Genomic DNA, 26,441 nt, shown 5'->3' with positions numbered 1-26,441 from the left:
GAGCCCTCGGGGGGGGGAACGCAAACAGCTCACCGGCTCGCTTGCTGGGTCTTCTGGAATGCAGGGGGCCGCTTTTTGTGCCCAACTTGCGAAAGCGCCTCTGTTGAACCGGGACGGCGGGTCGCGGAAATCGCATGGCTCGCCGACGCGCCGGATCGGCCCTCCGGAGTGCCACAGGGCGCGTTTTGCGGCCAGTTTGCGGAGGCGCCCCTGTTGAGCCGGGGCCGACACAGGCCGGCCTGTCGGGCAAAGCCCCGCCCGTCAGGCGAGGGGGCTTTCCGAGGCACCCGATCAGGAAAAGCTTGGCCCGATATTCGGCAAACACCGGTTCGTGTCAGCGCTGGTTTAACAGAGAGGGTCTTCCGGATGGCAAGAAATAACCGAAGTCGGAAGCTTGGGGGATGATCGCGTCTTCACCCGTTAAGAAAACACCTGATCGCGCATTCATATCAGTCGCATTTGGCCGCCGCGAGGGAGCGATGAGGCCGCGAATCTTCCGACTTCGGTTATTTCTCGCCAATTTGAATGGCCTCCGCTGTTAAACCAGGATTGACAGAGGTCAGGCCGGTTCGCCGGGCAAAACCCCACCCGTCAGGTGAGGAGGACCTTGCCCGGCGCCCGATCAGGGAAGGCCCGGCCCGATATTCGGCAAGCACCGGTCCGTGTCAACGCCGGTTTAGCAGAGAGAGGGCAGCGTCCAAGCCCTTTGCCAAACCACCCCCGAAGACGCCGGATTCCGAAGAGCGGCCGGGCCGCTGGCCCCTCTTCGGAAAAGCGTCGCGCAGCCTTCGGCCCACCGAGCGCGCTTGCAGCCCGCAGCCTGCCGGGCGCGCCTGCGGCTTGCGACCCACCGGGCGCGCTTGCAGCCTGCGACCTGCCGGATGCGCCCGAGGGCCGCAGCCTACCGGCGCGCCTTGCAGCCCGCGACCTACCGGGCGCGCCTGCGGGCCGCCGCGACGCACGCGGCTGCGGCAAGGACCGCCCCCGCCGCGATCGGCGCGATGCGCCCGTCGCCCGTGGCGGCAAGAACGGACGGCGCCCCGGCGCCCTGCGCGGGCCCGCCCTTCGCCGGCTGCTGCGGGGCGGCCGGCTGCTGCGGAGCGCTTGGCTGCTGCGGCGCACCAGGCTCCTGCGGCTCCCCCGGCGCGGCAGGCGGCGCGTACACGTTCCTCCACACCACCGCGTTGCCCGGCACCGCCGCTCCGTCAGGCCCGAGCACGCTCCACACCACGCTCAGCGTGCCGTCGCCGTTGTCGGTGACTTCCGCTCTCACCTGGTAGTCCGCGCCATCGTAGGTGACGTGCTCCGCGCCGGTCTCAACCTGCGACAAGCCGAACACGTAGGATCCGGGCGCGTCGAACGTCACGCCGTTGAACGAGAAGGACCCGTCGCCTAGGTTCCTCCCCGCATCCACCACCGCGCCGTCGGCGTCGGTGAGCACGAATTCGAACTCCCCCTCCGCCATATCGCGGCCGGAAAGCTCCACGTCCACCGTGACGCCGTTGCCGATCCCCGAGGCGGGCGGGTCGGAAGGCTTGGACGTTGTCGGCTCCACCGCGTACACGTTGTCGAAATGCGCGTTCTTGTCGGCCACCTCGCGCCCGTCCTCGTCCTTGAGCGTCCACGCCACCTCAAGCTCGTTGGTCGCCTCGTTCAGCGTCACTTCGGCCACCAGGGTGTAGGCGCGCTGGTCGTAGGTCACGCCCGGACGCTGGGTGTCAATCTGGAAGACCGTGTGCTCATAGGTGCCCGGCCTGTCGAACGAAAACTCCCCAACAGGAAACTTCCCGGCCGCGTCGTTTGTCCCGCCCACGCCGGAAACCGCGTTCCCGTCCGCGTCCGCAACGGCGTAGGCGAACTCGCCCGTCACCATGTCGCGACCGGAAAGGCCCACGTCCGCCGTGAAGCCGCCGCCTCCCTGATCGATGGGATCCCCTGGATCCGAGACGACGGGCTGCGGCGCGGCATGCGTGTTCACAACGGTGACGTTGCCGGCAGCATCAACCCTGGGCTGGGACGTCCAACCCGCGCCAAGCTCCGCCTCCGTAAAACGCGCCGTCATGCCCTCCGGCACGGCGAACGTGGCGGTCTGCCCATGGGAAAGCCGCACCGTACCGCCCTGCCCCACGTAACGGGTCTCGGACGACGCGCCGCCGGCATCCGAAACGACGTAGGAGATCCCCTCTGCGGGCACCGTTGCAACGGAGCCGTCCCGCTTCTCCACGGTCACCGTGAAGTCGAAGGCCCGGCCCTCGTCCTCCTCGCGGCTCCCCTCCCAAGCCACCACCTGCTTGGAAAGGGAGACGTCTTTCATGACCAGGCGATTGGTCACGGTGCCGCCGTCCAAGGCGGCCGCCGAGGCTGCGGAGCCGTCGTATGTCGGAGGCTCGTAATCATCCGATGCGGCTGCGTCGGCCTGATCCGCCGCGCTGTCGTATTGCCGCACGCCGTAGGTTATCGCGTTGCCTTGGCCGTCGCGGTACGGAAGGCCGTCGAAGCGGTACGCCCACGCGCCGCCGGCCTCGGACGCGGTTGCGACCACGATCTTGCCCGCGTCGTCCAAGACAGGCTGCCAGCTTCCGTTTCCATCCTGGTAGAACAGCGCCACCTCGACGTCGGCCGGGCGCGTTCCCCAGCCGTTGTCCGCATCCTCCCACACCACGGTGCCCGAAACGCTGGCCAGTCGCTCGTACTCGTAGTAATAGGTGCGCGGCTCCCCGCAGCGCGGCGTGACGGCACCGGAGACGGCCGCACCCGTCGCGTCCGTGACGTACACCTTCTCGCCCTGCCCGGGCATCCCGCCGCTCCAGTAGTACCAGCGGCCGCCCTTTGCCGTGTGGCCCGCAGGCGGCACAAGATCGTCCGCGCTGGGAAGCACGTCGGCAACCGGGGACCCCGGAGCCACGCCCGGCTTGGACTCGGTGGGCGAGCCATCGTCGAAAGCGCCGCCCTGGCCCGCGCCCGCATCCGCGTAGCCCGAGGCGTCGAAGGTCAAATCCGCAGGCTGCGCCCGGACGGCGAGGGTGCTCACCTTGGGCGAGATCGTCACGCTCTGCTGCGAGGACAAAGGCAGACCGGAGCCGTAGTCTATCAGGATGGTGGGAATGCTCACGTTCGAGTTCATGAACGTGAGCGTATCCCCCTGGCCCAGAGGAGCGCCTTTCATGTCCAAGGCGAAACGGGCCCGCAGCAGAGGGACGAACGACTCCCAGCCCCCGACGGCGAAGTCGTTCTCCTGCGTGTACACAGGCGCGTCGCTCGCAAACTCCCAAACCCCCGTCGCGGTTTGCGCCGCCCCCTGACCAGGGACGTACGTCAGCGTCGTGCCCGTGTCCGCGATCACCTCCATGGCCCTCTCCAGGCTCACGGAGAACTTCGCATCCCCCATGTCAACGCCGCTCGAATCGCAGCCGACGCGCACCTCCAAAACCAGTTCGAGGCCCGTCAGCTTCCCGCCCTCGTAGTCCTGGGATCCGGGCACGATGCCGCACGTCATCACGGCGCCCGTCTTCACGCCGCTTGGAAGCACACCCTCGCTGCCTTCGATGTTGGTGCTGTCCAGGTCGAAGTCGCCGGTTGCGGTGAGCGTGAACTGGGTGTGCACGAGCGCCTCGCCTTCCGAGCACTCGCCGTCGATGTCGGCGCGCGGCTGGGGCTGGGCGAACGCGACGGCCGGAAGCAGCCCCAACGCCAAAGCGGCCGCCAGCACGGCGCGGACGGCCAAGCGGACGGGCCGCATGCGGCATGCGGCGCACAGGGACGGACGTTTGGACGGGTGGCTGCGTTTCATCTGCGTTTCTCCTCAACGGTCGCGGCGCGCCCGGAATTGGACGCGCCGTGCGAAGCCTTTTGGCACCTATGAGGTAGTACTATATCCCCCACGCCCAGGGCGCGCAACGCCGCTTGCCGTCAAAACACCTGGTCATACCCCCATCCCCCCTGAACTTGCGCCAAAGGGCCCGCAGGCGGGCGCCGGCCCGAAGCCGGCAAGCAGGCGCGCGTCAGCAGCACGCCCTACTTCGACACAAGGTACACCTTGTCAGGCGGAATGCGAATCCACAGTTCCTCGCCTTCGTGCGGCAGCTTATCAGGCGGCACGGCCAGCTTGTCCACGCGCCAGAACAGGTGCTGGTGCAGGTACTTCATCTCGTCCTCAGTGCGCGCGACCGCGCGCGGGGCATCGGCGTCGCGTTCCAGAAAGCCCAGCAGCACCGTGCGCTCGAAGCGCGAGTCGCTCACGCGGTCCACGCGCACGCGGTGGCAGTTCTGCCCGGGGCCGTCGGCGCGCTCGAGGTAGAACGCGCGCACGCCGAGCGTCTTCACGTCCTTAGGCACCGCGTCCCGCGTCTCCACCTCGATCCCCCACTTCGGAAGCCGCACGCGCCGCTCGCCCGCCCGCTCGGCCGGCGTGGCGTTCTTGCAGCCCGACAGCTTGATGCCGGCCGTCGACTGCGGACGGTGCACCAGGTCCTCGCCCGTGCCCGCCTCCATGATGCGCCCGGCCTCCACAACAGCGATGCGGTCGCAGAAGCGCAGCGCCTCGTCTATGTCGTGGCTCACGTACAGCACCGTGCCGCGATACGCGTCGAACAGGCTCACCAGGTTCTGCTCGAGCACGCTTTTCAGATGCGAGTCCAGCGCCGAGAACGGCTCGTCCAGCATGAGGATGCCCGGCCGCGCCGCCAGCATGCGCGCGAGCGCCACGCGCTGCTGCTGCCCGCCGGAGAGCTGCGCCGGGTAGCGCTTGCCGAACCCTTCCAGGCCGAAGCGCTTAAGCTCGGCCGCCACGCGATCGTTCCGCTCGGCTTTCGGCACGTCGCGCCCGATGCCCGCGCCCACGTTGTCGGCCACCGTGAGGTTGGGAAACAGCATATAGTTTTGGAACAGCAGCGCCGTCTTGCGCTGCTGCGGCGCGAGGTTCACCTTCGGCCGCATGCCCGCCGCGCGGTCGAAGAACACCTTCCCGTTCACCACGATGCGCCCTTCGTCAGGCGTTTCGATGCCGGCGATGCAGCGCATGGTCAGGCTCTTGCCGCAACCCGACGCGCCCAGAAACCCCAGCGTCTCGTCCCCGGCCGCAAACGCCACGTCCAGCGTGAAGTCCGAGAACCGCTTTTTGATGTCCACTTCCAAGCTCATAGGATCCCCCTAGTCCTCGGCCTTCTTGCGGTACTTCGTGGTGCGGCTGCTCCACAGGTTGATGAACAGGATGACCACGAAGCTGAACCCGATGATGACAGCCGTCCAGAACCACGCCACGCCGTCGTTGCCGTTCATCCACTCGAAGTAGATGGCGATGGGGATGGTGCGCGTGACGCCCAGGTAGTTGCCCGCCAAAAACAGCGTGGCGCCGAACTCGCCGAGCGCGCGGGCGAACGCGAGCACCGTGCCCGCCGCGATGGAGCTCCACGACAGCGGCAGCATGAGCCGCATGAAGATCTTCGCGTTGCTCCACCCCAGCGTGCGCGCCGCGTCCAGCATGTTGGGGTCCAGGTTCTCAAACGCGCCGAGCGCGCTGCGGTACATGAGCGGGAACGCCACCACCACGGCGGCTATCACCGTGGCCGGCCAGCTGAAGATGAGCGGAAACCCAATGTCGATGAAGAACTGGCCGAACGCCGTGTTGCGCCCGCACAGCCACAGAAGCACGAAGCCGCACACCGTGGGCGGCAGCACCATGGGGATGGTGAAGATGCTGTCGAGCACGTTTTTGGCCTTCTGCGACGCATGCAGGCAGAAGTACGCCGCCAAAAGCCCCAGCACGAAGATGATGACGATGGCCACGCCGGTGGTTTTGAGCGTCACCCACAAAGGGCTCCAGTCAAGCGTGCGCAGAAACTCGGCGGCCGCGTCCAAACCCGTCGGCGCCGCGACTATCTCCACTTCGTCGGGCGCGACGATCCGCCCGAAGTCGGCGAAGGAGGGCTTCAGGTGGTTCGGGTTCTCCGAGTCCGTGAGGTCCGATCCATCCGCGCCGATGACGAACGCGTACACGTTGCCGTCCACCACCTGGTCGAACTCGAAGCGGGCCGCGCCCACCTCGCAAACAGGATCGCTCGTGAAGCGCCACGTTTCCGCATCGGAGAGCGCAAGCGAGCCTGCCGCCTGCCCGGCGTCGAGGGCGACAAGGCACAGGCGCAGCGCCTCTTGGTCGGCGGGATCGTCCGCGTCGAAGCCGATCTTTTGAGCCTGCGCGGCGGGCACGTAGACCACCGCGCAGCCGTCGGCCACGACCGCCTGCACGAAGGCGCCCTCCTCTTTGCCCACCAGGTACGAGTAGCCGCGGTACGCGCCGCCCACCTCGCGGTTCGTCCCCTTCTGCGCACGCGAGAAATCGCTGATCGCGAACGCGGCGCCCTCCATGAGCGCAGCGTCGCCGTCCTTGGACACCTCCACGCCCGCCGCCTGCGCCCTCGCGGCGTCAGCCGCCTCGCCCGCGCCGTCAGCAGCGCCGCCGGACGCCTCCGCGCCGCCTGCGGCCTCCGTGCGCGGGCTGTCCACGTCGCCAAGCGCCTCGTCGGCGGCCGCCCGAACCGGAAACGCCCCGCATGCCAGCGCGCATGCCAGCGCGCACGCCGCGATCAACCTTCTCGTCTGCATCATGCCCTTCCCTCGCACCCCGTTCGCAACGCGCGGGGAGGACGGGCCACACGACCCGTCCTCCCCGTTGTCAGCTCGTGCCTTCCGCGACTGTCAAGCCGACGCCCTTACGCCAGCTCGAAGCCCCAGTTCTGCCAGATCTCCTGAGCCTTCTCGCTCGTCAGGCACCAATCCAGAAACTCCTGCGTCTCCTCGGGATGCTCGCTCATGGAGGTCACCGCGCCGGGGTAGACGATGTTCTTATGCGTATCGCCGGGCACCGTGCCCACGATCTCCACGCCGCCGAAGCGGTACACGTCGGAGGTGTAGACGAACGCCACGTCAACGTCGCCGGACTGGGCATGCTTGCACACGTTGCCCACGGAGGTGTCGAGCACGGGGCTGTAGCCCTCGGCGAACGTGCCGCCCTTGCCGGAGATGTCCTTGCCGGTCTTGCCCTCCTCGTCGGCGCCGGGAACGTACACGCCCACGGTGGACAGGGCCTGGCAGGCGTAGTTGCCGGCCGGCACGGACTCGTCGCCCACGCAGAAGGTGTAGGTGCCGTCGGCGATGTCCTGCAGCGTGACGTCGGAGAGGCCAGAGCCCTCCTTGGCAACGATCACGAGGTCGTTCACGAACATGTCCACGCGCGTGGAGGCGTTGGTGTAGCCCTCCTCCTCGGCCGTGTCCATAGAACCCTTCGACGCCGAGATCAAAAGGTCGGCGTAGGAGCCGGCGCCCAGCATCTCGTTCAGCTCGCCGGAGGACTTGTACTGCGTGTCGGCGAACGACACGTTCTCGTGGCCGTCGGCGATGTAGGCGGCCTGGACCTCCTCCATGGCCTTCGACAGCGAGTTGGCCGCGAACACCTGCAGCTCCACGGCCTCGGCGGAATCGGCGGCCTGCTCCTCGGCGGGCTCGGTGGTCGTCGGCTCCTCGGCGACCGGCTCGGAGGACGAGCAGCCGGCCAGCGCGAACGCGCCCACCATGGCGAACGCGCACGCGGCCGCCATCACAATGCGGATACGCTTCTTCATAGATTCCCTTCCCCGATCTTCCCTGCACTGCGCCGTCGGCGCCCCATGCGCGCAACGGCTGCTGCCATATTATTCTTTTTTTCGAATATCGTCAAATCTATATATATCTTTTTAAGGATGATCGGCACCGGGAAAAGGGCAAGGGAAGGGCGGGCAGGGAAAGCGAGGGGAAAGGGCGAGAAAAAGGAGGTCGCCTCGTCAGCCGCAACAAGCGAGCGAAAAGGGGTCGAAGCCGCCTCACCCGTCCAGGCGCACCGCGCGGGTGGCCACGCGCTCCACGAGCGCCGGGGAGTGCGACGCGAACACCACCCCCATGCCGCGCTCGGCCGCCTCCTCCATGAGGAAGCGCCAGATGCGCGCCTGGGTGATGGCGTCGAGCATGGCGGTCGCCTCGTCGGCCACCAGGTAGCGCGGGCCTGCGGCCAGCGCGCGGGCGATGCAGAAGCGCATGAGCTCGCCGCCGGAAAGCTCATGCGGGTAGCGGCGCAGCCACTCCCGCCGGATGCCCAGGCCGTCGAGCAGGCGCTCGGGCACCTCCCCCGCCTCGGCCAGCGTGCGCTTCATGCGCATGCGCGGGTCCACGGCCAGCTCGGGATGCTGCAAGACAAGCTGCACCGGGCACGCTCCGCGCCGCGGCAGGGGCGCGCCGTCCACAAGGATCCGTCCCGCCTGCGGGCGCTCGTAGCCGGCGAGCAGGCGGCACAGCGTTGTCTTTCCGAACCCGGACGGCGCGATGATCGCCACGCGCTCGCCCGGTTCCACAGCCAGGTTGAACTCCTTGTAGAGCGGACGCTGCGCGCCCGGGTAACCGAAGGTGATGCCGCGCGCCTCAAGCATGGGAAGCCTCCTGCGCACGCGGGCGGCCCGCGTCGTCGCGAGCGGCGCGATCCACCGCACGATCGGCAGGCGCCTCCTGCGCACGCGCAGGGCCCGCGCCGCCCTCGCCCGCGCCGCCCTCGCCTGCGGCGCCCTTTGCGGCATCGCCTCCGCCACCGCCCTCCCCGTCCGCAGGCGCCGCGAAGTCGTGCTCCGGCAGCGCATGCCACAGCGCGCGCGAGAACGGGTGCGAAAGCGTCTCCGGAGAGGCGAAGCTCTCCACCGCCGTCTCCTCCACCACGGTGCCGCCCTCGAACACGGCCACGCGGTCGGCCACGCGCAGGGCCAGCTCCACATCGTGCGTGATGAGCAGCACCCCGCCGCCCGCGTCCGCGAAGGCGCGGAAGTCCTCAAGGGCGCGCACGGCCAGGTCGGGGTCCAGGCCGGGCGTGGGCTCGTCGGCCACTATGACGCGCGGGTCGTCCATGAGCGCGCAGCACAGAAGCACGCGGCGCGCCATGCCGCCCGAAAGCTGGTGGGGGTAGAGGTCCGCCACCTCCTCCGACAGGCCGTAGCGCGCGAACAGCTCGCGCCGACGCGCCCGGCGCTCCGCGCGCGCCCGGCGCCCGCCGCCGCGCGCGAAGCCCTCCGCCTGCCGACCCACCTTCATAAGAGGATCGAGGCTGCCCACGCCCTGCGGCACGAGCGAGACGCCCCGGCCGCGCACGCGGGCAAGCCCGTCGGCGTCCAGAAGCTCGCCTTCGAACCAGATGCGGCCGCGCACCGTGGCGTTCGGCTCGAACAACCCCAGGATCGCGTCGGCCAGAAGCGTCTTGCCGGACCCCGACGCGCCCGCCACGGCCACGATCTCGCCCGCATGCACCGCGATGCTCAGATCCTCGATCACCGGCACCTCGCGCCGGCGCGCCCGCAGGTAGGGCCCCTTTTCGTCGTACATGCGAAACGACACGCCCAGCCCCTCCACCTGCAGCAGGTGGCGTCCTTCCTCGTGACGCGAGCCGAACGCGTGCGTGTGGTGGTGATGCGTCTGCGCGGCGGCGTGCGAGAGCGCCTCGTGCGCAACGTGCGCCGGGGTCCCGCGCCCGGCGTCCGCCCGCGTCCCGAGTCCGGCGCGCGCATCCGCTTCGCGCATAACGCACTCCCCTGCCTGTCGCGCGGCGTGCGCCCGCGTCCCGCGTCCGACACGTGCCTTCGCCCTCTGCCCGGCACGCGCCCGCGCCCCGCCGCCCGTTCCCTTCGCCAGCTTCACCGATGCCGCCTCCCTACTCCTGCGCGCTGTGCGGGTCGAGGAGCCTGCGCAAACTCGACCCCGCCCTGTCGAACAACAGCACCGTCGCCACAAGCGCAAGGCCCGGAAACACCGCGAGCCACCACATGCCCGCCGACAAATACCCCATCGCCTCGCTCAGAATCACCCCGATGGCCGGCTGCTCGGGCGGCAGCCCGAACCCCAAAAACGTCACCGCCGCCTCATGCAGGATGGCGTGCGGAAACAGCAGCACAAGCCCCACCACGAACTGCGGCAGCACATGGGGCAGCATATGGCACGCGGCTATGCGCGCCGGCCCCTGCCCCAGCCTGCGCGCCACGGCCACGAACGGCGACTCCTTCACCTGCAGCACCTCGGCGCGCACGACGCGCGCAAGGCTCGGCCAGTGCGTGAGCGCCACCCCGACGCTCACGCCCCAAAACCCTTTGCCCAGGGAAAACGAGATGAGGATAAGCAGCACGATGTGCGGGACGCCCATCATGAGGTCGACAAGCCAGTTGACCGCGGCGTCCACCCGCCGCCCGCCGAGCGCGGCCGCCACTCCCAGCGCAAGCGCGATGACCGACGACGCGCCCGCGGCCAAAAGCCCCACAAGCACGCTTGTGGACAGCCCCGCGAGCGTGCGCACGAGCATGTCGCGCCCCATCCAATCGGTGCCGAAGGGGTGCTCCCAGCACGGCGCGAGGTTCTTCTGCGAGAAATCGGCGGCCTGGGCGGCCTCCTGCACGAGCAACCCCGCGGCCACCACGGCCGCAAGCGCCACCGCCGCCAGCGCGAAGGAGGCCAGCGCAAGCGCACGGCTGCCGACGCGCCGGACGCGCGGCCGGTGGAGCACGGGGACGGGCGCCGCGGCTTCCTCACGCATGGGCCCCGCCCCCCTTCCCGCGCCGGATGCGCGGGTCCACCGCGCCGTAGATCAGGTTGGCCGCAAGGTTGCCGCCGAACACGAACGCGGCCGAGACCACCGCGATGCCCGCGAGCAGCGCCACGTCGCCGCCCAGGCCCGCCGTCACGGCCGCCTGCCCGAGGCCCGGATACGAGAACACCTGCTCCACCAGCACCGATCCTCCGAATATCTCCGCTATGGACGCGAACTGCAGCGTGATGGCCGGCAGCGCCAAGTTGCGCAGCCCGTGGCGGCGCAGCGCACCCCACCGGGAAAGCCCCCGGGCGCGGGCGAAGCGCACGTAGTCGCTTCCCAGCACGTCGATGGTCTTCTCGCGCGTGTGCAGCGCGATGTTGGCCACCCCCGTCACCGACAGCGCGATGGCCGGCAGCGCCAAGTGATGCAGGGCGTCGGCCAACGTCACATCCGCAGCCGCCACCCCGATGGGCACCGAGAACCCGAACGGGAACCACCCAAGCCACACCGAGAACACCACCAAAAGCACAAGCCCCAGCCAAAACGTGGGCGTGGAGGCCAGAAGCAGGCAGTAGCCCTTTACCAGGCGATCGGCAAGGCGCCCGCGGTTCGCGCCGGCCACGACGCCGAGCACAAACCCCAAAACGCCGCTCGCCGTCCAGGCCACGGCCATGAGCGCAAGCGAGTTGAGCGCGCGGGAGGCTATGACGTCGGCCACCGGCGCGTTGTAGCGAAGCGACGTGCCCAAGTCCCCCTGCACAACGCCCGCCGCCCAGTTCGCGTAGCGCTCCCACAAAGGCGCGTCCGCGCCCCAGTAGGCGGCCAGCTGCGCGCGCTTCTCCTCGCTCATGCCCACGAGCGCCGCCTGCCCCACGTTGGCCTGCACCGGGTCGATGGGCGAGACGCTCACCAGCACGAACGTCGCCATGCTCACGGCAATCATGAGCAGCGCGAACCGTGCCACGTTGCCGACGACGAACCGGATCACCCGCGCCAGCTCCATTGATCCACGTTGTTCACAAGCGACCAGCCATGACCGTGGGGGTGCGGCTTTTGCTCGGCCACCTCAAGGCCCTCCCGCGCGAAGTAGAGGTGATCGACGTTGGCCAGCCACACCCACGGCGCGTCGCCCTGCGGCGCGAAGCCCTCCGCGCCGTCCCATTGGGCTTTCCGCCACAGCTCGAAGGAGTCCTCCACCTGCGGACGCGCCAGCGCCTCGTCCAGATAGGCGTCGGTCGAGGCGTTCTGGAAGCACGCGTAGTTGCCCACACCCTGCGAGTAGAACAGGTTGTACGTCTCCACGGGGGCGTTGGTGCCCCAGCCCCACACCACCGGGTCGCTGAACTGATGCGGGTAGAGGTCGTCCCAGCTCGCGCCCTTGGGACTCACCTCGATGCCCAGCTCGGCCATCTGGTTGGCGAACTCGGCGGCGATGGCCTGGCGCACAGAGTCGCCCGCAGGGTAGTACAAATCGAGCGCGGCGCGCACACCGTCCTTCTCGCGCACGCCGTCGGCGCCCGCCACCCAGCCGGCGTCGTCAAGCAGCTGCCGCGCCTTGCCCGCGTCGGTCTCGCAGCGCATGTCGGGCGAGGACCACGGCATGCCGTCGGCCACGCTGTAGGCCGCGGTGCCGTAACCGTTCAGCACGTTGTCGATCATGCGCTGACGGTCCACCCCGTAGTTGATGGCCTGGCGAACGGCCCGGTCGCAAGTCACGTCGTTGCCGGCCGGGTAGGACACGTCGCCCTGCTGCGTTTTGGAGCCGCCTGCGGGCACGCACGGAAGCGAGATGCCGCGCGAGTCCACCGACGCGCAGTTCAGAAGATCGTAGCCCGCCGGCCGGTTGGCGGCGTAGGTCGCGGCCGTGTAGGCCACGTCCACCTGGCCCGACTGCGCCGCGGCAAGCGAGGCGTCCTCCTCCATGAACACCACCACGACACGCTCCATCTTGGGCGCCTCGCCGTAGTAGCCGGGGTTGGCGCGCAAGATGACCTGCTGGCCCCGGTCCCACTGCTCCAGCAGGTAGCGGCCGCTGCCCACCGGGTTCTGGCCGTAGCCTTCGCCGTAGGCGTGCTCGGGCACGATGCCCACCACCGCGAGCGTGTACAGAAGCGCGTTGAACGGCTTTTTCATATGGATGACCACCGTGGCGTCGTCGACGGCCACCGCCTCCCGCACCATGGACAGGTCGCATTCGGAGGCCGCCGAGCCGATGATGCCGTTGATGGTGAAGGCCACATCGCGCGCCGTGAGCGGCTGGCCGTCCGAGAACCGCACGTCGTCGCGTATGGAAAACGTCCAGATGAGGCCATCTTCGCTGCATTCATAAGACGTGGCGAGGTCGTTTTGGAAGTTGAGGTCAACGTCGGTGGTTATCAGCGTGGACTGGATGAGCGGCTCGTGCACGTGTTCGCCGCAGCCCCAGGACACCAGCGGATCGAACCCCGCCGCCGGCTCCGAGCCAGGCGTCATGGACACGATGACCTGCGAGGATCGCACGCCGTCCGCCGCGCTCCCCGCCGCGCCGCCAGAGCTTGCGCCGGCGCCCGCCGAGCTTCCGGCACCGCCCGCACACCCAGCCAGCACACCGCCGAGCGACAGCGACAACGCCCCCGTCCCCGCCAGCCTCGCGAACTGGCGTCGCGTGATAGAAGCCATCTGGCCCCTCCTTCGTGTTACGAAATCAAATTGCGTAACACACTATAGCAGAGAAGCCATCACCGTGGTGTTACGATTTTGAAATTCGTAACTTTTCCGGCGGGCGGCACGTCGGAGAGAGGGAGGGGTTCTTTACCAGCGGGCGATACGCAGAAGCGGGAAGAGCCCTCGCGAGAACGCTTACCGGTACGCGACCGTCGGCAATGCATGGTCGACCCCGCGCCTTCGAGAAAAGAGCCGGCACCGCAAGGGCCCCTCTCCCTGTTAGATCAGCGTTGGCATGGGCCAGGCCGGCCCGCCAAGCAAAGCTCTGCCGGCACCTCGGAAGGCCCTGCCCGTCGGGGGGCTTTCGAAGCGCCTGCCCAAGGGAGGCTCGCCCCGGAATTCGGCAAATGCGAGCCCGCGTCGATCCTAGCTTGGCAGAGAGCCGCCCGCCTCCCTGTTAAACCAGGATTGGCACGGACCCGCCGGAAGCGGCCCGGCGGGGGCGGCCCGGCGGGCAAAGTTCCGCCGGCGCTTCGGAAGGCCCTCCCCGACGGGCGGGCAGGACTCTCCGAGGCGTCCGATCGGGGGAAGCCCGGCCCGAGGATTGGCCAAAACAGGTTCGTGCCAATCCTGGTCTGACAGCGGAATCGCCCTTCTCTCTGTTAAACCAGCGTTGACACGAACCGGTGTTTGCCGAATCTCGGATCGGGCCTTCCTTGGTCGGGCGCCGGGCAAGGCCCTCCTCGCCTGACAGGTGGGGCTTTGTCCGGCGAGCCGGCCTGGCCTATGTCAATCCTGGTTTAAAAGAGAGGCCGCCCGTTTTTGGCGAGAAATGACCGAAGTCGGAAACCGCACGGAAACCTTCCACCGACATTTTGACGAAACCCCTGATCGCAAACTTTCCTACCATCCGCAAAACGTCCTTTTGAGGCCCTTTGCCCCCTTCCGGATTCCGACTTCGGTCATTTCTCGCCATTCCGGCCTTCCCTCTCTGCCAAACCGGGATCGACGCGGACTTGCCCCCTCGTCCCGGGCCGAGTCCCTCCGGCCGGGCGCCCCGGAAGGCCCGCCCGGCGGACCGAGGGCTTCCGCTGCGCCCGGGTGCCTCGCGCACAGCTACCCGACCCGGCCCATGTCAACAGCGGTTTGGCAGAGAGGAGCCCTTCCCTGCTGGAAATCCACCAGATTGCGACGCCTCGGGGCCTCCAGGCGAGCCGCACTGCGATCAACCCTCGAAGAAACGCCTGGTCGGTGAAAGGCAACCCGGCGCGATTTTCCCCGCCTTCCGAAAGCCGCTCTTGCGACGTCGCAATCCGGGCGTTTTCCGGCGGCCGAGCGACCGCCGAAGGCGGCACGTCGTTTCCGGCAGCCGAGCGACCGCCTCGCCCCCAAATTGCTGCCGAGATCCAATGGAATCGGCCCCTTGCGGCGCGCTTTCCTTGGCATTTTGCCGCTTCGTCCTCGAAAACGACGGATCGACCTGGGAAAGCACGGAGGCAACCAGCTTGGCGCCCTCGCCTTCCCGGCATTCGGCGGCAATCCGGCGAACCTCGCACGCGACGGCCCACTGACGAAGGCCATCGGGCCGAAACCGACCGAGCAGGCACGATCACCCGGGCTTCGGCCCGAAGGACCGCGGCGCAACCTACGGCGAAACGAGGAGCCGACCCGACGCTCGCCCGCCTAAGCGTCCTCCGCCTGCGGCGCCTCGCCCGTCTCGAGGATGCGCAGAAGCGCGGCCTCGTCGAGCACCGGCACGCCGAGGGCCACGGCCTTGTCGTACTTGGAGCCCGCGGCCTCGCCGGCCACCACGAAGCTCGTCTTCTTCGACACGCTGCCGCTTACCTTCGCGCCGCGCGCCTTCAGGGCCGCGCCCGCCTCGTCGCGCGTCATGCCGCTTTCCACCAGGCTGCCCGTCAGCACGAACGTGAGGCCCGAAAGCGTCTGCGGCAGCTCCTCGCCCGCGTCGCCCGCCTCGTCGGCCAGCCGCACGCCGCGCTTGCCCAAGCGCTCGATGACGGCCACGTTGTCGGGCGTGTGCAGGAACAGGTAGGTGCTGCGGGCGATTTTCGGACCCACGCCGTCGATGGCGGCCAGGTCCTCCTCGCTCGCAGCCATGAGCTCCTCGACGGACGGATGCGCCGCGGCCAGAAGCTCGGCGATGGTCTTGCCCACATGGCGCATCCCCAGGCCGAAAAGAGCGCGCGCGAACGGGCGCGTGCGGCTTTCGTCGATGGCGGCCACAAGCTTCTTCGCCACCGTCTCGCCCAAGCGGATGGGCTCGCCGTCCTTGTTCACGCGGCCCATGTCCAGCATCGCAAGCTCCACCGCGTCAAGCGTGTAGTAGTCGGCCACGTCGGAAAGCCGACCGGCCTCCACCAGGCGCGTGACTATCTCCTCGCCCATGCCGTCGATGTCCATGGCCCCGCGGCTGGCCCAATGCAGCAGGCGCTCGAGCGCCTGCGCCGGGCAGTCGATGGAGATGCAGCGGAAGTCCGCCTCGCCCTCTTCGCGGATCACCGGCGAGCCGCACGACGGGCACGTCGCGGGCATGCGCCACTCCTGCGCGTCGTCCGGGCGCAGCGAAAGCACAGGGCCCAGCACCTCGGGGATCACGTCGCCCGCCTTGCGCACGATGACGGTGTCGCCCACGCGCACGTCCTTGCGCCGCACCTCGTCCTCGTTGTGCAGCGTCGCGCGCGCCACGGTGGAGCCGGCCACCACCACCGGGTCCATCTCGGCCACGGGCGTGAGCTTGCCCGTACGCCCCACCTGCACGGCGATGTCGCGCAGAAGCGTGGTCTTCTCCTCGGGCGGGAACTTGAACGCGACGGCCCAGCGCGGCGCGCGCGCCGTGTGGCCCATGGCGGCCTGCTGGGCGAACGAGTTCACCTTCACCACCACGCCGTCTATCTCGTAGGGCAGCGCCTCGCGGCGCTCCACCGCGCGCTCGCAGAACGCGTGCACGGCCTCGCGCGTCTCGCACAGCTCCACGTCGGGGTTCACATGAAAGCCCGCCTCTCGCAGCCACTGCAAAAGCTCCCACTGGCTTTGCGCCGCAAGCGCGCGCTCGTCGGCCACGGCGTAGAGGAAAGACGAAAGGTCGCGGTGCGCGGTGACGGACGGGTCCTTCTGCCGCAGGCTGCCCGCGGCCGCGTTGCGCGGGTTGGCGAACGCCTGCTTGCCGTTGGCCTCGGCCGCGGCGTTGAGCGCGTCGAAGCTGCGCTTGGGCATGTACACCTCGCCGCGCAGCTCGATGGGGACGTCCGCAGCGCTGGCGCCGGCCGCCCCGCCCGCAAGCCCGGCCATGCCCGCCTCGCGCAGGCGCAGCGGCACGTCCTTCACCGTGCGCAGGTTCGCCGTCACGTCCTCGCCCGTGGTGCCGTCGCCGCGCGTGGACGCCTGCACGAGGCGGCCGCCCTCGTAGGTGAGCGCGATGGACGATCCGTCTATCTTCAGCTCGCACACCACCGGCACGAAGCGACCGAACGCCTCCTCCACGCGGTCTATCCACGCGTCCAGCTCGGCCACGTCCATCGCGTCGTCGAGCGAGTACATGCGGCGCGCGTGCCGCACGGGGGCGAACTGCTCGCCCACGTAACCTCCCACGCGCTGCGTGGGGCTGTTCGCGTCGTGGAACTCGGGGTGCGCGGCCTCCAGCTCGCGCAGCTCGCGCATGAGCGAGTCGAACGCTCCGTCCGAGATTTCGGGCGCGTCCTTGGCGTAGTACAGGTAGCTGTGATGCTCGATCTCCCGTCGCAGCTGCTCGATGCGCGCGCCGGGGTCGCTCGTCGCCTCGGCGAGCGCGCGCTCGTCCAGAAGAGTCTGCTGTTCGTCGGCCATGTTCCTCACCGCTTCCTCGCCGTATCCCGAAGAAGGCCCCGAACGTTCGGGGCCTTCGCCTGTTTTCCGAGATTCTACCATGGACGCGCGAGGCGCGCGGGACGTCTCGCTAAATCGCCATCGCCTTGCCGGCGTTCCATCCGTACATGACAAGCGACACGCCGCGCATGAGGATGAACACCGCCAAAAAGACGCTCAGCACAGCCGGCGCCACGAAGAACGCGAGGCCGCAGAGCACGCTCACGATGCCCGAGAACAGCATCCAGCCCCACATCGGCACGCCCTCCTTGCGGATGCGCAGCGAGCCGACGATCTCCACCACGCCGAACACGGCGAAGAAGAACCCTATCACCCACGGTATGACCGCCGCGAACGCGATCGGGTGGATGAGGAACATAAGACCGATCACGATGTCGAGCACCGCGTAGGCCAGCGCCCACCCCGACAGGCTCATCGCCTCGCGGAACCGCACGTAGGTGATAACGTCGAAGATGCCCGACACCAGAAACGCCGCGCCGGCGATGGCCGTGAGGGTGACGAGCGTGACGCCCGGCGCCAGCAAGAACAGAAACGCGCACACGATGAGCAGGATGCCCGCCACGATAAGGCCCGCGTCGTGCTTTTTGATTGCATTCATTGATTGCTCCTTTTAATGCAGACCCGCATCCTTCGCGGGCCTTTCAACGTATGGTAGCGCCTCGCAAGACGCGCGCGGAGATGGGGAGCGCTTCGTTGCCGCACCGTAACAACGCACGCGGGCGACCCGCGCGGACAGCCGCCCACGATGCGCGATGCGCCTGGCGCCCAGGCGTTCAGCTGGTCGGTTGGTTGGTCGGTTGGTTGGTCGCGTTCGGTCGATCGGTCGCGTTCGGGCATGGCGCGCGGTAGAATGGGGGCACGCGCTTGCCCGGCCAACCGCGCCGGACCCACCGACCCCGCCGAACAGGAGCAAGCCCATGGAACTTGCGGAAAACGTCCGAGAGTACCCCGACCACGAGCTGGCGGCCCTCGTGCCGCTGCCGGCCGACGACGCGAACAAGTACTCGCGCGGAACGCTCACGGCCGTCGTCGGCAGCGAGCGCTACCCGGGCGCGGCGTGTCTCGCGGCAGCCGCGAGCCAGCGGGCGGGCGCGGGCTACACCGAGGTGATCACGCACGCCGCAGCCGTAAACATCGTGCGCGCCTGGCGGCCTTCCCTCGTGGTGCGCCCACGCAGCGCGCTGTCCGAGGCCCTCGCGTCCGCGTACGAGGGCAAACAGCCCGCGCAATCGGCCCCCGGGGACCGCAAAGTCGAGGCCCTTGTGTCCGCGCGCGCGGGAAAGCACGGGAACACGCCGCCCCACGCCCCTGCGGCATTCGAGGCCCTCGCACCTGCGCGCGCCCGCAAGCCGCGCGCTTACCTGGTGGGATCGGGGTTCGACGCGCAAGATGCGGAATCGGCTTCGCTGACTTTGTTCGTGCTGGAGGAGACGCGCGCCCCCGTTGTCGTGGACGGCGGAGGACTTGACGCGCTGGCCGGCGAGGAAGGCCGCCGCTTGCTGCTGCGGCGCCGCGACGAGGGGTGCGCGACCGTCATCACGCCGCATGCCGGCGAAGCCGCGCGCCTGGCCCGCCCGCTCGGCCTGCCTGCGGACGACCCCTGCGCGCTTTCGCGCGCCCTCTCGCGCGCCTTGGGCGTTGTCGCCCTGGTGAAGGGGCCGATCACGTACGCATCCGACGGCGAGCAGGTCGCGCGCATGGCCCACGGCACGCCCGCGCTCGCAAAGGCCGGCACGGGAGACGTGCTCGCAGGCGTGGCGGGGGCCCTGCTGGCCCAGGGCCTGGACGCGCTCGACGCCGCCGTGCTGGCCGCCGAGCTGCACGCCCGCCCGGGCCGCGCCGCCGCAGCGCGCCTGACCGATGTGGCCGTGACCGCCGAGGACGTGGTGGAGGCCCTCCCTTCCGCGATAGCCGAACTCCTAGGCGCATAAGGCCGCGGGGCGCGGCAGGGGCGGCGGCACGCACCCGCCCCCGAGCGCGAGCGAGTCCCCAGCGCCCGCCGCGTCCCCCTACGCGGACGCGCCCCCCGGCGCGGGCGCGTCCATCTCTTCAAGCAGGGCGCGGGCCTCCTTGAACTGCTTGGCCAGCTCCTCCATTGGATCGACGCGCTTCTCGGCGGCGCGCACGGAACCCTCCGTGATGGCCATGGCGCAGGCCACCGCCTCGGTGTGCGTGTAGGACAGCGACAACGGCAGCTCGCGCACACCCTGCTCGCGCGCGACCTCCTTCGCGCGCCCGTGCAGCGCCACGACCGGACGGCCCTTCGCGTTGCGGCGCACCTCGACATCGCGCACGCCGATGCCGCGCGAGAACCCCGTGCCAAGCGCCTTCACCACGGCTTCCTTCGCAGCGAACCGCGTGGCGTAGTGCGTCTCGGGGTTGGCGGTGGCGTCGCAGTAGGCACGCTCGTCCTCCGAGAACACACGCTCGCGAAAGCGCGGCGTGCGCTCCAGGATACGCCGCATCCGCGCGATCTCCACGATGTCCACGCCCAGTCCCACCTGGCCCTCTAGTGCTTCGTTCCCATCCATGTCTCTCTCCAAAGTCTCATGCTCGCGGATAAGCCTCGCCCGTCTGCGCGAATCGGCCTTCAAGCCCCGGACGGCATAGCCGGCGAAAGGCTCTGCGGCGCCTCAACCGGCTCCGCAAGCCGGAAAACCCGCGGCCCCTACTCCACCGTCACGCTCTTCGCCAGGTTGCGCGGCTGGTCCACGTCGCAGCCGCGCTCGAGGGCGATGGCGCGCGCGAACAGCTGCAAGGGCACGCTCGCGGTGACGGCGGAGAACGCGTCGCGCACCTTCGGGATGAACACGACATGGTCCGCATGGCGCCCGATCTCCTCGTCGCCCTCGGTGGCCACGGCCACCACCATCGCCCCGCGCGCCTTGGCCTCCTGGAGGTTGGACACCACCTTGTCGTACACGGGGCTTTTCGTGGCCACCGCGATGACGGGGAAGCCCTCGTCGATGAGCGCGATGGGCCCGTGCTTCATCTCTCCGGCGGGATACGCCTCGGCGTGCAGGTAGCTGATCTCCTTGAGCTTGAGCGCACCCTCGCACGCGATGGCCGCGCCCATGCCGCGCCCGACGAACAGCGCGCTCGCCGCGTCCTTGCACGCCTGGGCCGCCGCGTCCACCGCCGGGCCGCACTCCAAAAGGATGCGCTCCACCTGGTCGGCCGTGTCGGCCAGCTCGCGAAACAGCAGGCGCACCTGGTTCATCTTGAGCTTGCCCTTCACCTGCGCCAGCAGCAGCGCCAGCAGCGTGAGCGACACCACCTGGCCCAAAAACGACTTCGTGGACGCCACGGCTATCTCCTTGTTGGCCTTCGTGTAGATGACGCCGTCGCTCTCGCGCGCCACGGGGCTGCCCACCACGTTGGTGATGCCGAACACGCGCGCGCCTTTCACACGCGCGTCGCGGATGGCCGCAAGCGTGTCGGCCGTCTCGCCGGACTGCGACACCGCCACCACAAGCGTGGTGGGCGTGATGATGGGGTTGCGGTAGCGGAACTCGCTTGCCACCTCGCATTCGCAGGGGATGCGCGCCCAGCCCTCGACGAGATTCTTCGCGATGAGGCCGGCATGGTAGGACGTGCCGCACGCAATGACGTACACGCGGTCAATGAGGTTGAGCTCCTCCACCGAAAGGTCCAGCTCGTCGATGGCCAGCGCGCCGTTCACCAACCGACCGGCCAGCGTGTCGCGGATGACGCGGGGCTGCTCGTGGATCTCCTTGAGCATGAAGTCGGGGTAGCCGCCCTTCTCGGCCACGTCCACGTCCCAGTCGACGTGCGCGACCTCGGGCTGGAAGCGCTCGCCGCGCGCGTTGTAGAACTCCCGCACGTCCGGGGAGAGCTTCGCCACGTCGCCGTCGGAGAGCACCACCACCTCGCGCGTGGCGTCCAGGACGGCGATGATGTCGCTGGCCACATAGGAGCCGTCATCGGCCAGGCCCACCACCAAAGGCGAGTCCTTGCGCGCGGCCACCAGCACGCCGGGTTCATCGGCGCTCACCGCGGCGATGGCGTAGGCGCCTATCAGGCGCTCGGCAGCCTCGCGCACGGCCTGGAAAAGATCGGCGCCCTCGCGGCACGCCTCCTCTATCAGATGCGGGATGACCTCGGTGTCCGTCTCGCTCGAAAACGCATGTCCCGCCGCCTCCAGCTCCTCGCGCAGCTCGGCGAAGTTCTCGATGATGCCGTTGTGGACCACCGCGATGCGCCCGTCGCAGGACACGTGCGGATGCGCGTTCGCCTCGCTCGGGCGGCCGTGCGTGGCCCAGCGCGTGTGCCCGATGCCGCAGGTGCCGGAAAAGTCGAAATGGCCCAGCGTGTGGGCCAGGCTGCCCACCTTGCCCTTGCGATGGATCACCTGGAGCGCGCCGTCTTGCTCGATAGCCACACCGGCCGAGTCATAGCCGCGGTACTCAAGGCGCGACAGCCCCTCGACGAGGATGTTCTGGACGGGACGCGTCCCGGTGTATCCGACGATTCCGCACATGGAAGGCTCCTTTGCCGTTCGGGTTCGGCGGTATTGTAGCGCACCGCCCCCGCCCGGTCCCGCGCACGTGGGCCGCGCGCGCCCATCCCCTCGATAAACGCATCTTCGCGAAAGGACGCCCGAAGCTCGCAAGAAGGCGGAGCGGACGCCGCAGCCCCGCCCGACGCAGCCGGCGGCGGTTCAGCGGCCCGCAACCCCTCCGGTGGCGAGAAATCACCGAAATCGGAAAACTCTTCCGCCACCACCCGCCGCCGCATGAGCAAAACGCCTGATCGAAAAAGATCTGTCATCCGAAAGAGGCCCCCAGGGCCGCCCGCACCCCCTGAAATCTTCCGACTTCGGTGATTTCTCGCCACCGGAGGGGCTTCTCTCTGCCGAACCCGCCGCCGGCACGGGCCGCCTCGCCAACCCCGATCCGGCAAAGCAACCTCCGACGACCCGACGACGGAAGAGCGTTTCTTGCCCATCGCGCGGGCAGACCGCATGGCCCGCTTCCTCACACGTACCTCGCAGGCAGGCCAAGACGCCTCCGCAATCCGAGCTTGCGGGCATGATGGTCGGCCACGGCCGTCCGCGCGCGCTTTCCGAGGCGCAAGCGGATCGCTTCGGCTATCGCGTCGGTCGCCGCAAGGCTGTCAAGCTCGTTGCCGGTGACCCCTATCACCGTCCACCCCATAGTCGCGAGCGCGTTCGCGCGCCGGGAATCGCGTATGCGGCTCAACTCGCCCTCATGGCTCTCGCGGCTTTGGTACTCAACGTCGAGCTTGGCCTCGGACCAGCACAAATCGCATCGAAAGCTCCTCCTGCCGGCTATGGCGCGTGCCCGGGCGGCAGCCTCCACCTCGAAGTTCATGCGGGGAATGCCAAGACCGTACCCGCCTTTCGCCAAAGGCAGGCCCATGACGAGCGCGAGCTTCGTCTCGCGCGCCGAAGCCGATCCGTCGGCCAGGTACGCAAGGATGCGCGCGACCTTGCGCGCGCCGCCGAGGGAGGGGTTGCGCGCCACGAACCCGCGCAGCGCCCGCACGTTCGTCAGAGGCTCCACGTCGTAAGCCGGAGGCATCCCCGTGCGCCGGGTGCGGTACGACCCGCACAGCTCCCATGCGAGCTCCAGCAAAGCGACCTCGCTCTTCTCCCGCCGCGCCTCCTGAACGAGGGCGAGCTCGGGCGAGCAGACGGCCACGTCCCCATCCAAACGAAGAAGCGCCGATCCCGGCAGGAACCCTTCGCGCACGTGCGGGCGGCAGGCCTTCCCCGCACGGCAGTTCGGAGTCCCCACCAGAACATGGACCGGCTCCTCGAACCGCAGTCCGGGATGATCCGCCTCCATGCGGCGAAGCGTCTCTCGCAGCAGCTCGCTCCTCGGCGCATGGCCAGGAAGCTTCGGCGCGGCGCCTTTCTCTGGCGCAAGCTCCCCAGGTTTCGCAGCCCGCAAGATCTGCAATGCGGTTCGGTGCCCGAAGCAAATGGTCGGTTGCGCGATGCGCGTTCGGGAAGACATGGGACCTTCCCCTTTCGTCGCCCTTGGCTGAGAGGATCTTGCAGACGTGGGAGGGGAAGACGAGGGCACCGCTTCCAGCATGGACCGCTTCGAAAGAAGGGCATCTGCACTGGCTCTATGATAGAGCGGATTCTACCATGCACGCCACGCGCCGACGAGCCGTATGGCAAGAATTCACCGAAGTCGGAAGATTTCGAGGATCGCAGAAGGCCTCAAGGACGTCTTTTGAACAGCCTCCCTCCATCGACCAGGGGCTTCTTGCTCGCCGCGAGGAAACGAAGAGGCAATCCCTTCCGATTTCGGTGAATTCTCGCCACGCAAGGGGCGTTTGTCGCCGAATCGGAGCGGACCACCGCGCGCGACAAGCCCGACGGCAACCGCCCCGGCGATCTCGATTCGGCAACGAAGGGAGGCGCCGGGCGGGCGCCGACGAGCCGGGCGCGCGCCGCCGCCCTCAGGCGCACGGGGCGTCCGGGCGGGCGTTGGCGTGGCGCACGAAATCCACGATGCGCGCGATGAACTCCTCCTTGCCTCCTACCGCGCCCCCGCACAAGCCGCCGGCGTCGGATCCCGCCTCCTCGGGCGCTCCCCCGCGCAAGCCGCCGCCTTCCAACCCCGCCTCCTCCGGCGCCCCGTCGCGCCGCCCGAGCGGCTCGCGCGTGAGCGGCCCCTCGTCGCCAAGGTGGTACAGCGCGCCGGTCAGCACCATGCCCACCAGCGCCACGGCCTCGAAGGCCGGATCGATCTCGGGACGGATGCAGCCCTCGCGCTGCCCGCGCGCTATCTGGCCCTCCAGCACGTCGAGCAGCCGCCGCTCGTAGCCGCGCATCGCCTCCGACCACGCGCGCCCCTCGCGCCACAGCTCCGACACGAAGAAGCGCCCGAACGCCTTGTTCTCGAAGATGCCCGACGCGAACAGCTCGATCATACCGGTGAGCGCGTCTATGGCGGTGGGCGCCTCGGCCGCGATGCACTCGAAACCGGCCACGATGCGCCCGATGCCGTCCTCCAGAATGCTCTCGGCCATGGCGGCCTTGCTTTTGAAGTGGTAGTACGCCACGCCCTTCGACACGCCGGCCGCCTCCACGATCTCGTCCACCGTGGCCGCCGAGTAGCCCTTCTCCCCGATCACCTCCAAAGCGGCGTCGAGCAGCTGGCGCCGCGTGGCGCATGCCTTCTCCGTCTGTCCCTTCCGTTTCGCCATGGGCACAGTTTACCCCAACTGCAGCACCGGGTGCAGATCCTCCATGCGCACCGTGCGCTTGCCGCGCGCAACCGCGCACGTGAGCGCGAAGCACGCCGCGCCCAACACCGCCAGCACCGCGCAGTCGAAGCCCGCCTGCGCGTAGTCGAGGCCCGTCATGATCTGGCGCATGCCCTCCACCACGTAGGTCATGGGCATGAACGGGTTGATGGCCTGGAAGAACTCCGGCGTCGTTTGGATGGGAAACGTCCCGGCGCACGCCGTGAGCTGCAGCATGAGCAAGATGATGGCCACGAACTTGCCGGGGAACCCGAACGCCGCCATGAGCAGCTGCATGACGGCCGCGAACACGAGCGCCACAAGGTAGCCCATCGCGTAGAACGCGGGCACGTTGTCGATCTGCAGCTGCAGGCCGAACTGCAGCACCACCATGAGCAGCGTCGCCTGGACGAGGGCGAACGCCGCCATGGGCAGGTAGTTCGAGAGCGCCGCGGTGAGGGGGCTTGCGCCCGACAGGACGAGCCGGCCGTTGAGCGGCCTGAACACGAACCCCGCCACAAGGCCGCCCACCCAAAGGCCCAGCGCCATGAAGTACGGGGCGAAGCCGGTGCCGTAGTTCTTCACGGTGGTGTAGTACTCGTTTGCAAGCTGCACCGGGTCGCTCATCATGGCGGCCTTGCCGTCGACGTTCGTCGTTTGGTCGGCGGCGGTTCGCGCGCCTTCCGCAAGCGCCACAGCTAGCGTGCCCGAGCCGTCAACCGCGTCCTCAAGGCCCAAGGAGAGCGAGGCGCTGCCGTCCTCAAGCTGCGCGGCGCCCTCGGCGATCTGCGAGGAGCCGTCCCGGGCCGAGACCGCGCCTGAGGAAAGCCGGCCCGCGCCGTCTTTGGCCGACTGCGCGCCGCTTGCCAGCTGGCCCGCGCCGGCATCGAGCTGCGCCGCCCCCGACACCGCTGAGGATGCGCCGTCGCTCACCTGCGCCGCGCCGAAGGCCACCTGCGAGGCGCCGGAGGCAAGCGAGGACATGCTCGCATTGACCTCGCTCGCGCCCGCATCAAGCTGCAACACCGCGGCACGAAGCGCGGGCGATTGCCGAACGAGCGGAAGCAGCTGCGAGGACAGGCTTTCGTAGCCGGCCGCAAGGCTGTTGAGGCCGCCGTAGAGCGTGGTTGCCGAAGCGTCGCCCGAAGAGCCGATGCCACCGGCGAGGAGGTTCGCCCCGCCGTAGAGCGTGGCCGGCGACGTATCGCCCGGGGCGCCGATGCCCGCCTGCAGCTGCTGCGCGCCGAGAACCAGGCTCCCGGCGCCCTCCTCGAGCCGCGACGCGCCGGCCGACAGGCCCCCCGCAGCCTCCTGGGCGGCGGCGATGAGGCCCATGGCCGTCTGCGCGTCGCCGCCTTCGAGGGCCGCCTGGGCGCTGCCCAGCAAGCCGCACAGCGTTTGGTCGGCCGCCGTCTGCCCCGGCGAGCCGATCCCGGCTTCCAAGGAAGCCGCCCCCGCCTGGGCATCGCGAGCCCCCGCCTCAAGGGCGCCCGCGCCGCCGGATGCCGCATCCAGCCCGCCCTTGAGCCGGCTCGCGCCGTCGGCAAGCTCGCCGGCCGCGCCCTGCAGCTGCGCGATGCCGCCCGAGATCTGGGCCGACCCCGCTTCGGCTTTTTCCACCTGCGCCTCGTTGGGCAAGGCCGCGGTCGCTTCCGCCAGCTGGCCAGCGCCGGCGGCCAGCTGGCTCGTGCCGTCGCTTTGCAGCTTCGCCGCCCCGCCCGCCACGCTGCCGGCCCCCTCGGCCACCTGGCTTGCGCCGTCGTGCAGCTGGCCCGCGCCCGCCGCAAGCGACTGCGTGCCGGCCTTCAGCGCAGAAGCGCCGCCGACGAGCGTGCCCAAGCCGGAGTCAAGGGACGACGCGCCGGAAACGAGGCTGCCCAGGCCGGCGTCGAGCGAAAGCGCGCCGTCCTTGAGCGTGCCGAGGTTCGCCGTGATGGCGACGCTGCCGTCCTTCGCGGTCACAAGGCCGTCCTCCAAATCACCCGCGCCGTCGGCGGCTGTCTGGATGTCCTTGCCCGAATCGGCCACGCGGGAGAGCACCGTCTGCCAGTACTCCTCGGCCACCGTGTCGCTCACGCGCTGGCGC

18 protein-coding genes are annotated in these 26,441 nt (G+C 69.2%); 1 reads left to right on the top strand and 17 read right to left on the bottom strand.

All coding sequences use genetic code 11. The annotated features are described in order from the left end of the window. Positions 1-928: 928 nt before the first annotated feature. From ACWKY3_RS00360 to ACWKY3_RS00305, 12 genes are all read right to left on the bottom strand, one after another. Positions 929-3,790, bottom strand: coding sequence for a Spy0128 family protein (locus ACWKY3_RS00360; protein ID WP_449314436.1), 2,862 nt, complete (start codon positions 3,788-3,790; stop codon positions 929-931). Positions 3,791-4,014: 224 nt separating this feature from the next. Continuing rightward, complete coding sequence (locus ACWKY3_RS00355; RefSeq protein WP_449314435.1) at positions 4,015-5,139, bottom strand: sulfate/molybdate ABC transporter ATP-binding protein; 1,125 nt, start codon at positions 5,137-5,139, stop codon at positions 4,015-4,017. 9 nt (positions 5,140-5,148) lie between these two features. Beyond that, a complete protein-coding gene (modB, locus tag ACWKY3_RS00350) occupies positions 5,149-6,603 on the bottom strand; it encodes a molybdate ABC transporter permease subunit (RefSeq protein WP_449314434.1) in 1,455 nt (484 codons plus the stop codon). Between the two features lie 104 nt (positions 6,604-6,707). Next, entirely contained in the window at positions 6,708-7,616 is a 909-nt protein-coding gene (locus ACWKY3_RS00345) for a molybdate ABC transporter substrate-binding protein (protein ID WP_449314433.1), read from the bottom strand. Positions 7,617-7,853: 237 nt separating this feature from the next. Further along, on the bottom strand, positions 7,854-8,453 hold the full coding sequence (locus ACWKY3_RS00340) for an ABC transporter ATP-binding protein (protein WP_449314432.1): 600 nt from the start codon (positions 8,451-8,453) through the stop codon (positions 7,854-7,856). Further along, positions 8,446-9,585 carry an ATP-binding cassette domain-containing protein gene (locus ACWKY3_RS00335; protein WP_449314431.1) on the bottom strand — a complete coding sequence of 380 codons (1,140 nt, stop codon included), beginning with the start codon at positions 9,583-9,585 and terminating at the stop codon, positions 8,446-8,448. Before ACWKY3_RS00335 ends, ACWKY3_RS00340 begins: the two co-directional genes overlap by 8 nt. A gap of 130 nt (positions 9,586-9,715) precedes the next feature. After that, positions 9,716-10,588 carry an ABC transporter permease gene (locus tag ACWKY3_RS00330; protein WP_449314430.1) on the bottom strand — a complete coding sequence of 291 codons (873 nt, stop codon included), beginning with the start codon at positions 10,586-10,588 and terminating at the stop codon, positions 9,716-9,718. Beyond that, entirely contained in the window at positions 10,581-11,588 is a 1,008-nt protein-coding gene (locus ACWKY3_RS00325) for an ABC transporter permease (protein WP_449314429.1), read from the bottom strand. The genes ACWKY3_RS00330 and ACWKY3_RS00325 overlap by 8 nt, the downstream gene beginning before the upstream one ends. Then, positions 11,570-13,243 (bottom strand): ABC transporter substrate-binding protein, encoded by a 1,674-nt coding sequence (locus tag ACWKY3_RS00320; protein WP_449314428.1) that lies wholly within the window; start codon positions 13,241-13,243, stop codon positions 11,570-11,572. Before ACWKY3_RS00320 ends, ACWKY3_RS00325 begins: the two co-directional genes overlap by 19 nt. A 769-nt stretch (positions 13,244-14,012) precedes the next feature. Then, positions 14,013-14,138 (bottom strand): hypothetical protein, encoded by a 126-nt coding sequence (locus tag ACWKY3_RS00315; RefSeq protein ID WP_449314427.1) that lies wholly within the window; start codon positions 14,136-14,138, stop codon positions 14,013-14,015. Positions 14,139-14,911: 773 nt separating this feature from the next. After that, on the bottom strand, positions 14,912-17,071 hold the full coding sequence (ligA, locus tag ACWKY3_RS00310) for an NAD-dependent DNA ligase LigA (protein WP_449314426.1): 2,160 nt from the start codon (positions 17,069-17,071) through the stop codon (positions 14,912-14,914). Between the two features lie 109 nt (positions 17,072-17,180). Beyond that, complete coding sequence (locus tag ACWKY3_RS00305; protein WP_449314425.1) at positions 17,181-17,708, bottom strand: HdeD family acid-resistance protein; 528 nt, start codon at positions 17,706-17,708, stop codon at positions 17,181-17,183. A 319-nt stretch (positions 17,709-18,027) separates the two neighbouring features. Here ACWKY3_RS00305 and ACWKY3_RS00300 point away from each other — a divergent pair, with 319 nt between their 5' ends. Then, on the top strand, positions 18,028-19,041 hold the full coding sequence (locus ACWKY3_RS00300; protein WP_449314424.1) for an NAD(P)H-hydrate dehydratase: 1,014 nt from the start codon (positions 18,028-18,030) through the stop codon (positions 19,039-19,041). 78 nt (positions 19,042-19,119) lie between these two features. Here the strand turns inward: ACWKY3_RS00300 and acpS are convergent, their stop codons facing one another. From acpS to ACWKY3_RS00275, 5 genes are all read right to left on the bottom strand, one after another. Further along, positions 19,120-19,641 carry a holo-ACP synthase gene (gene acpS, locus ACWKY3_RS00295; RefSeq protein ID WP_449314423.1) on the bottom strand — a complete coding sequence of 174 codons (522 nt, stop codon included), beginning with the start codon at positions 19,639-19,641 and terminating at the stop codon, positions 19,120-19,122. 137 nt (positions 19,642-19,778) lie between these two features. Beyond that, positions 19,779-21,611, bottom strand: coding sequence for a glutamine--fructose-6-phosphate transaminase (isomerizing) (glmS, locus tag ACWKY3_RS00290; protein ID WP_449314422.1), 1,833 nt, complete (start codon positions 21,609-21,611; stop codon positions 19,779-19,781). 496 nt (positions 21,612-22,107) lie between these two features. Beyond that, a complete protein-coding gene (locus ACWKY3_RS00285) occupies positions 22,108-22,941 on the bottom strand; it encodes a DUF559 domain-containing protein (protein WP_449314421.1) in 834 nt (277 codons plus the stop codon). Positions 22,942-23,566: 625 nt separating this feature from the next. Then, entirely contained in the window at positions 23,567-24,316 is a 750-nt protein-coding gene (locus ACWKY3_RS00280) for a TetR/AcrR family transcriptional regulator (protein WP_449314420.1), read from the bottom strand. A 9-nt stretch (positions 24,317-24,325) separates the two neighbouring features. Then, on the bottom strand, positions 24,326-26,441 hold a 2,116-nt coding region (locus ACWKY3_RS00275; RefSeq protein ID WP_449314419.1), incomplete at its 5' end, for a YhgE/Pip family protein.

Source organism: Rubneribacter sp. (assembly GCF_965361815.1).
The sequence above is the reverse complement of the archived record's forward strand: the minus strand, read 5'-3'. Positions and strand labels throughout refer to the sequence as shown.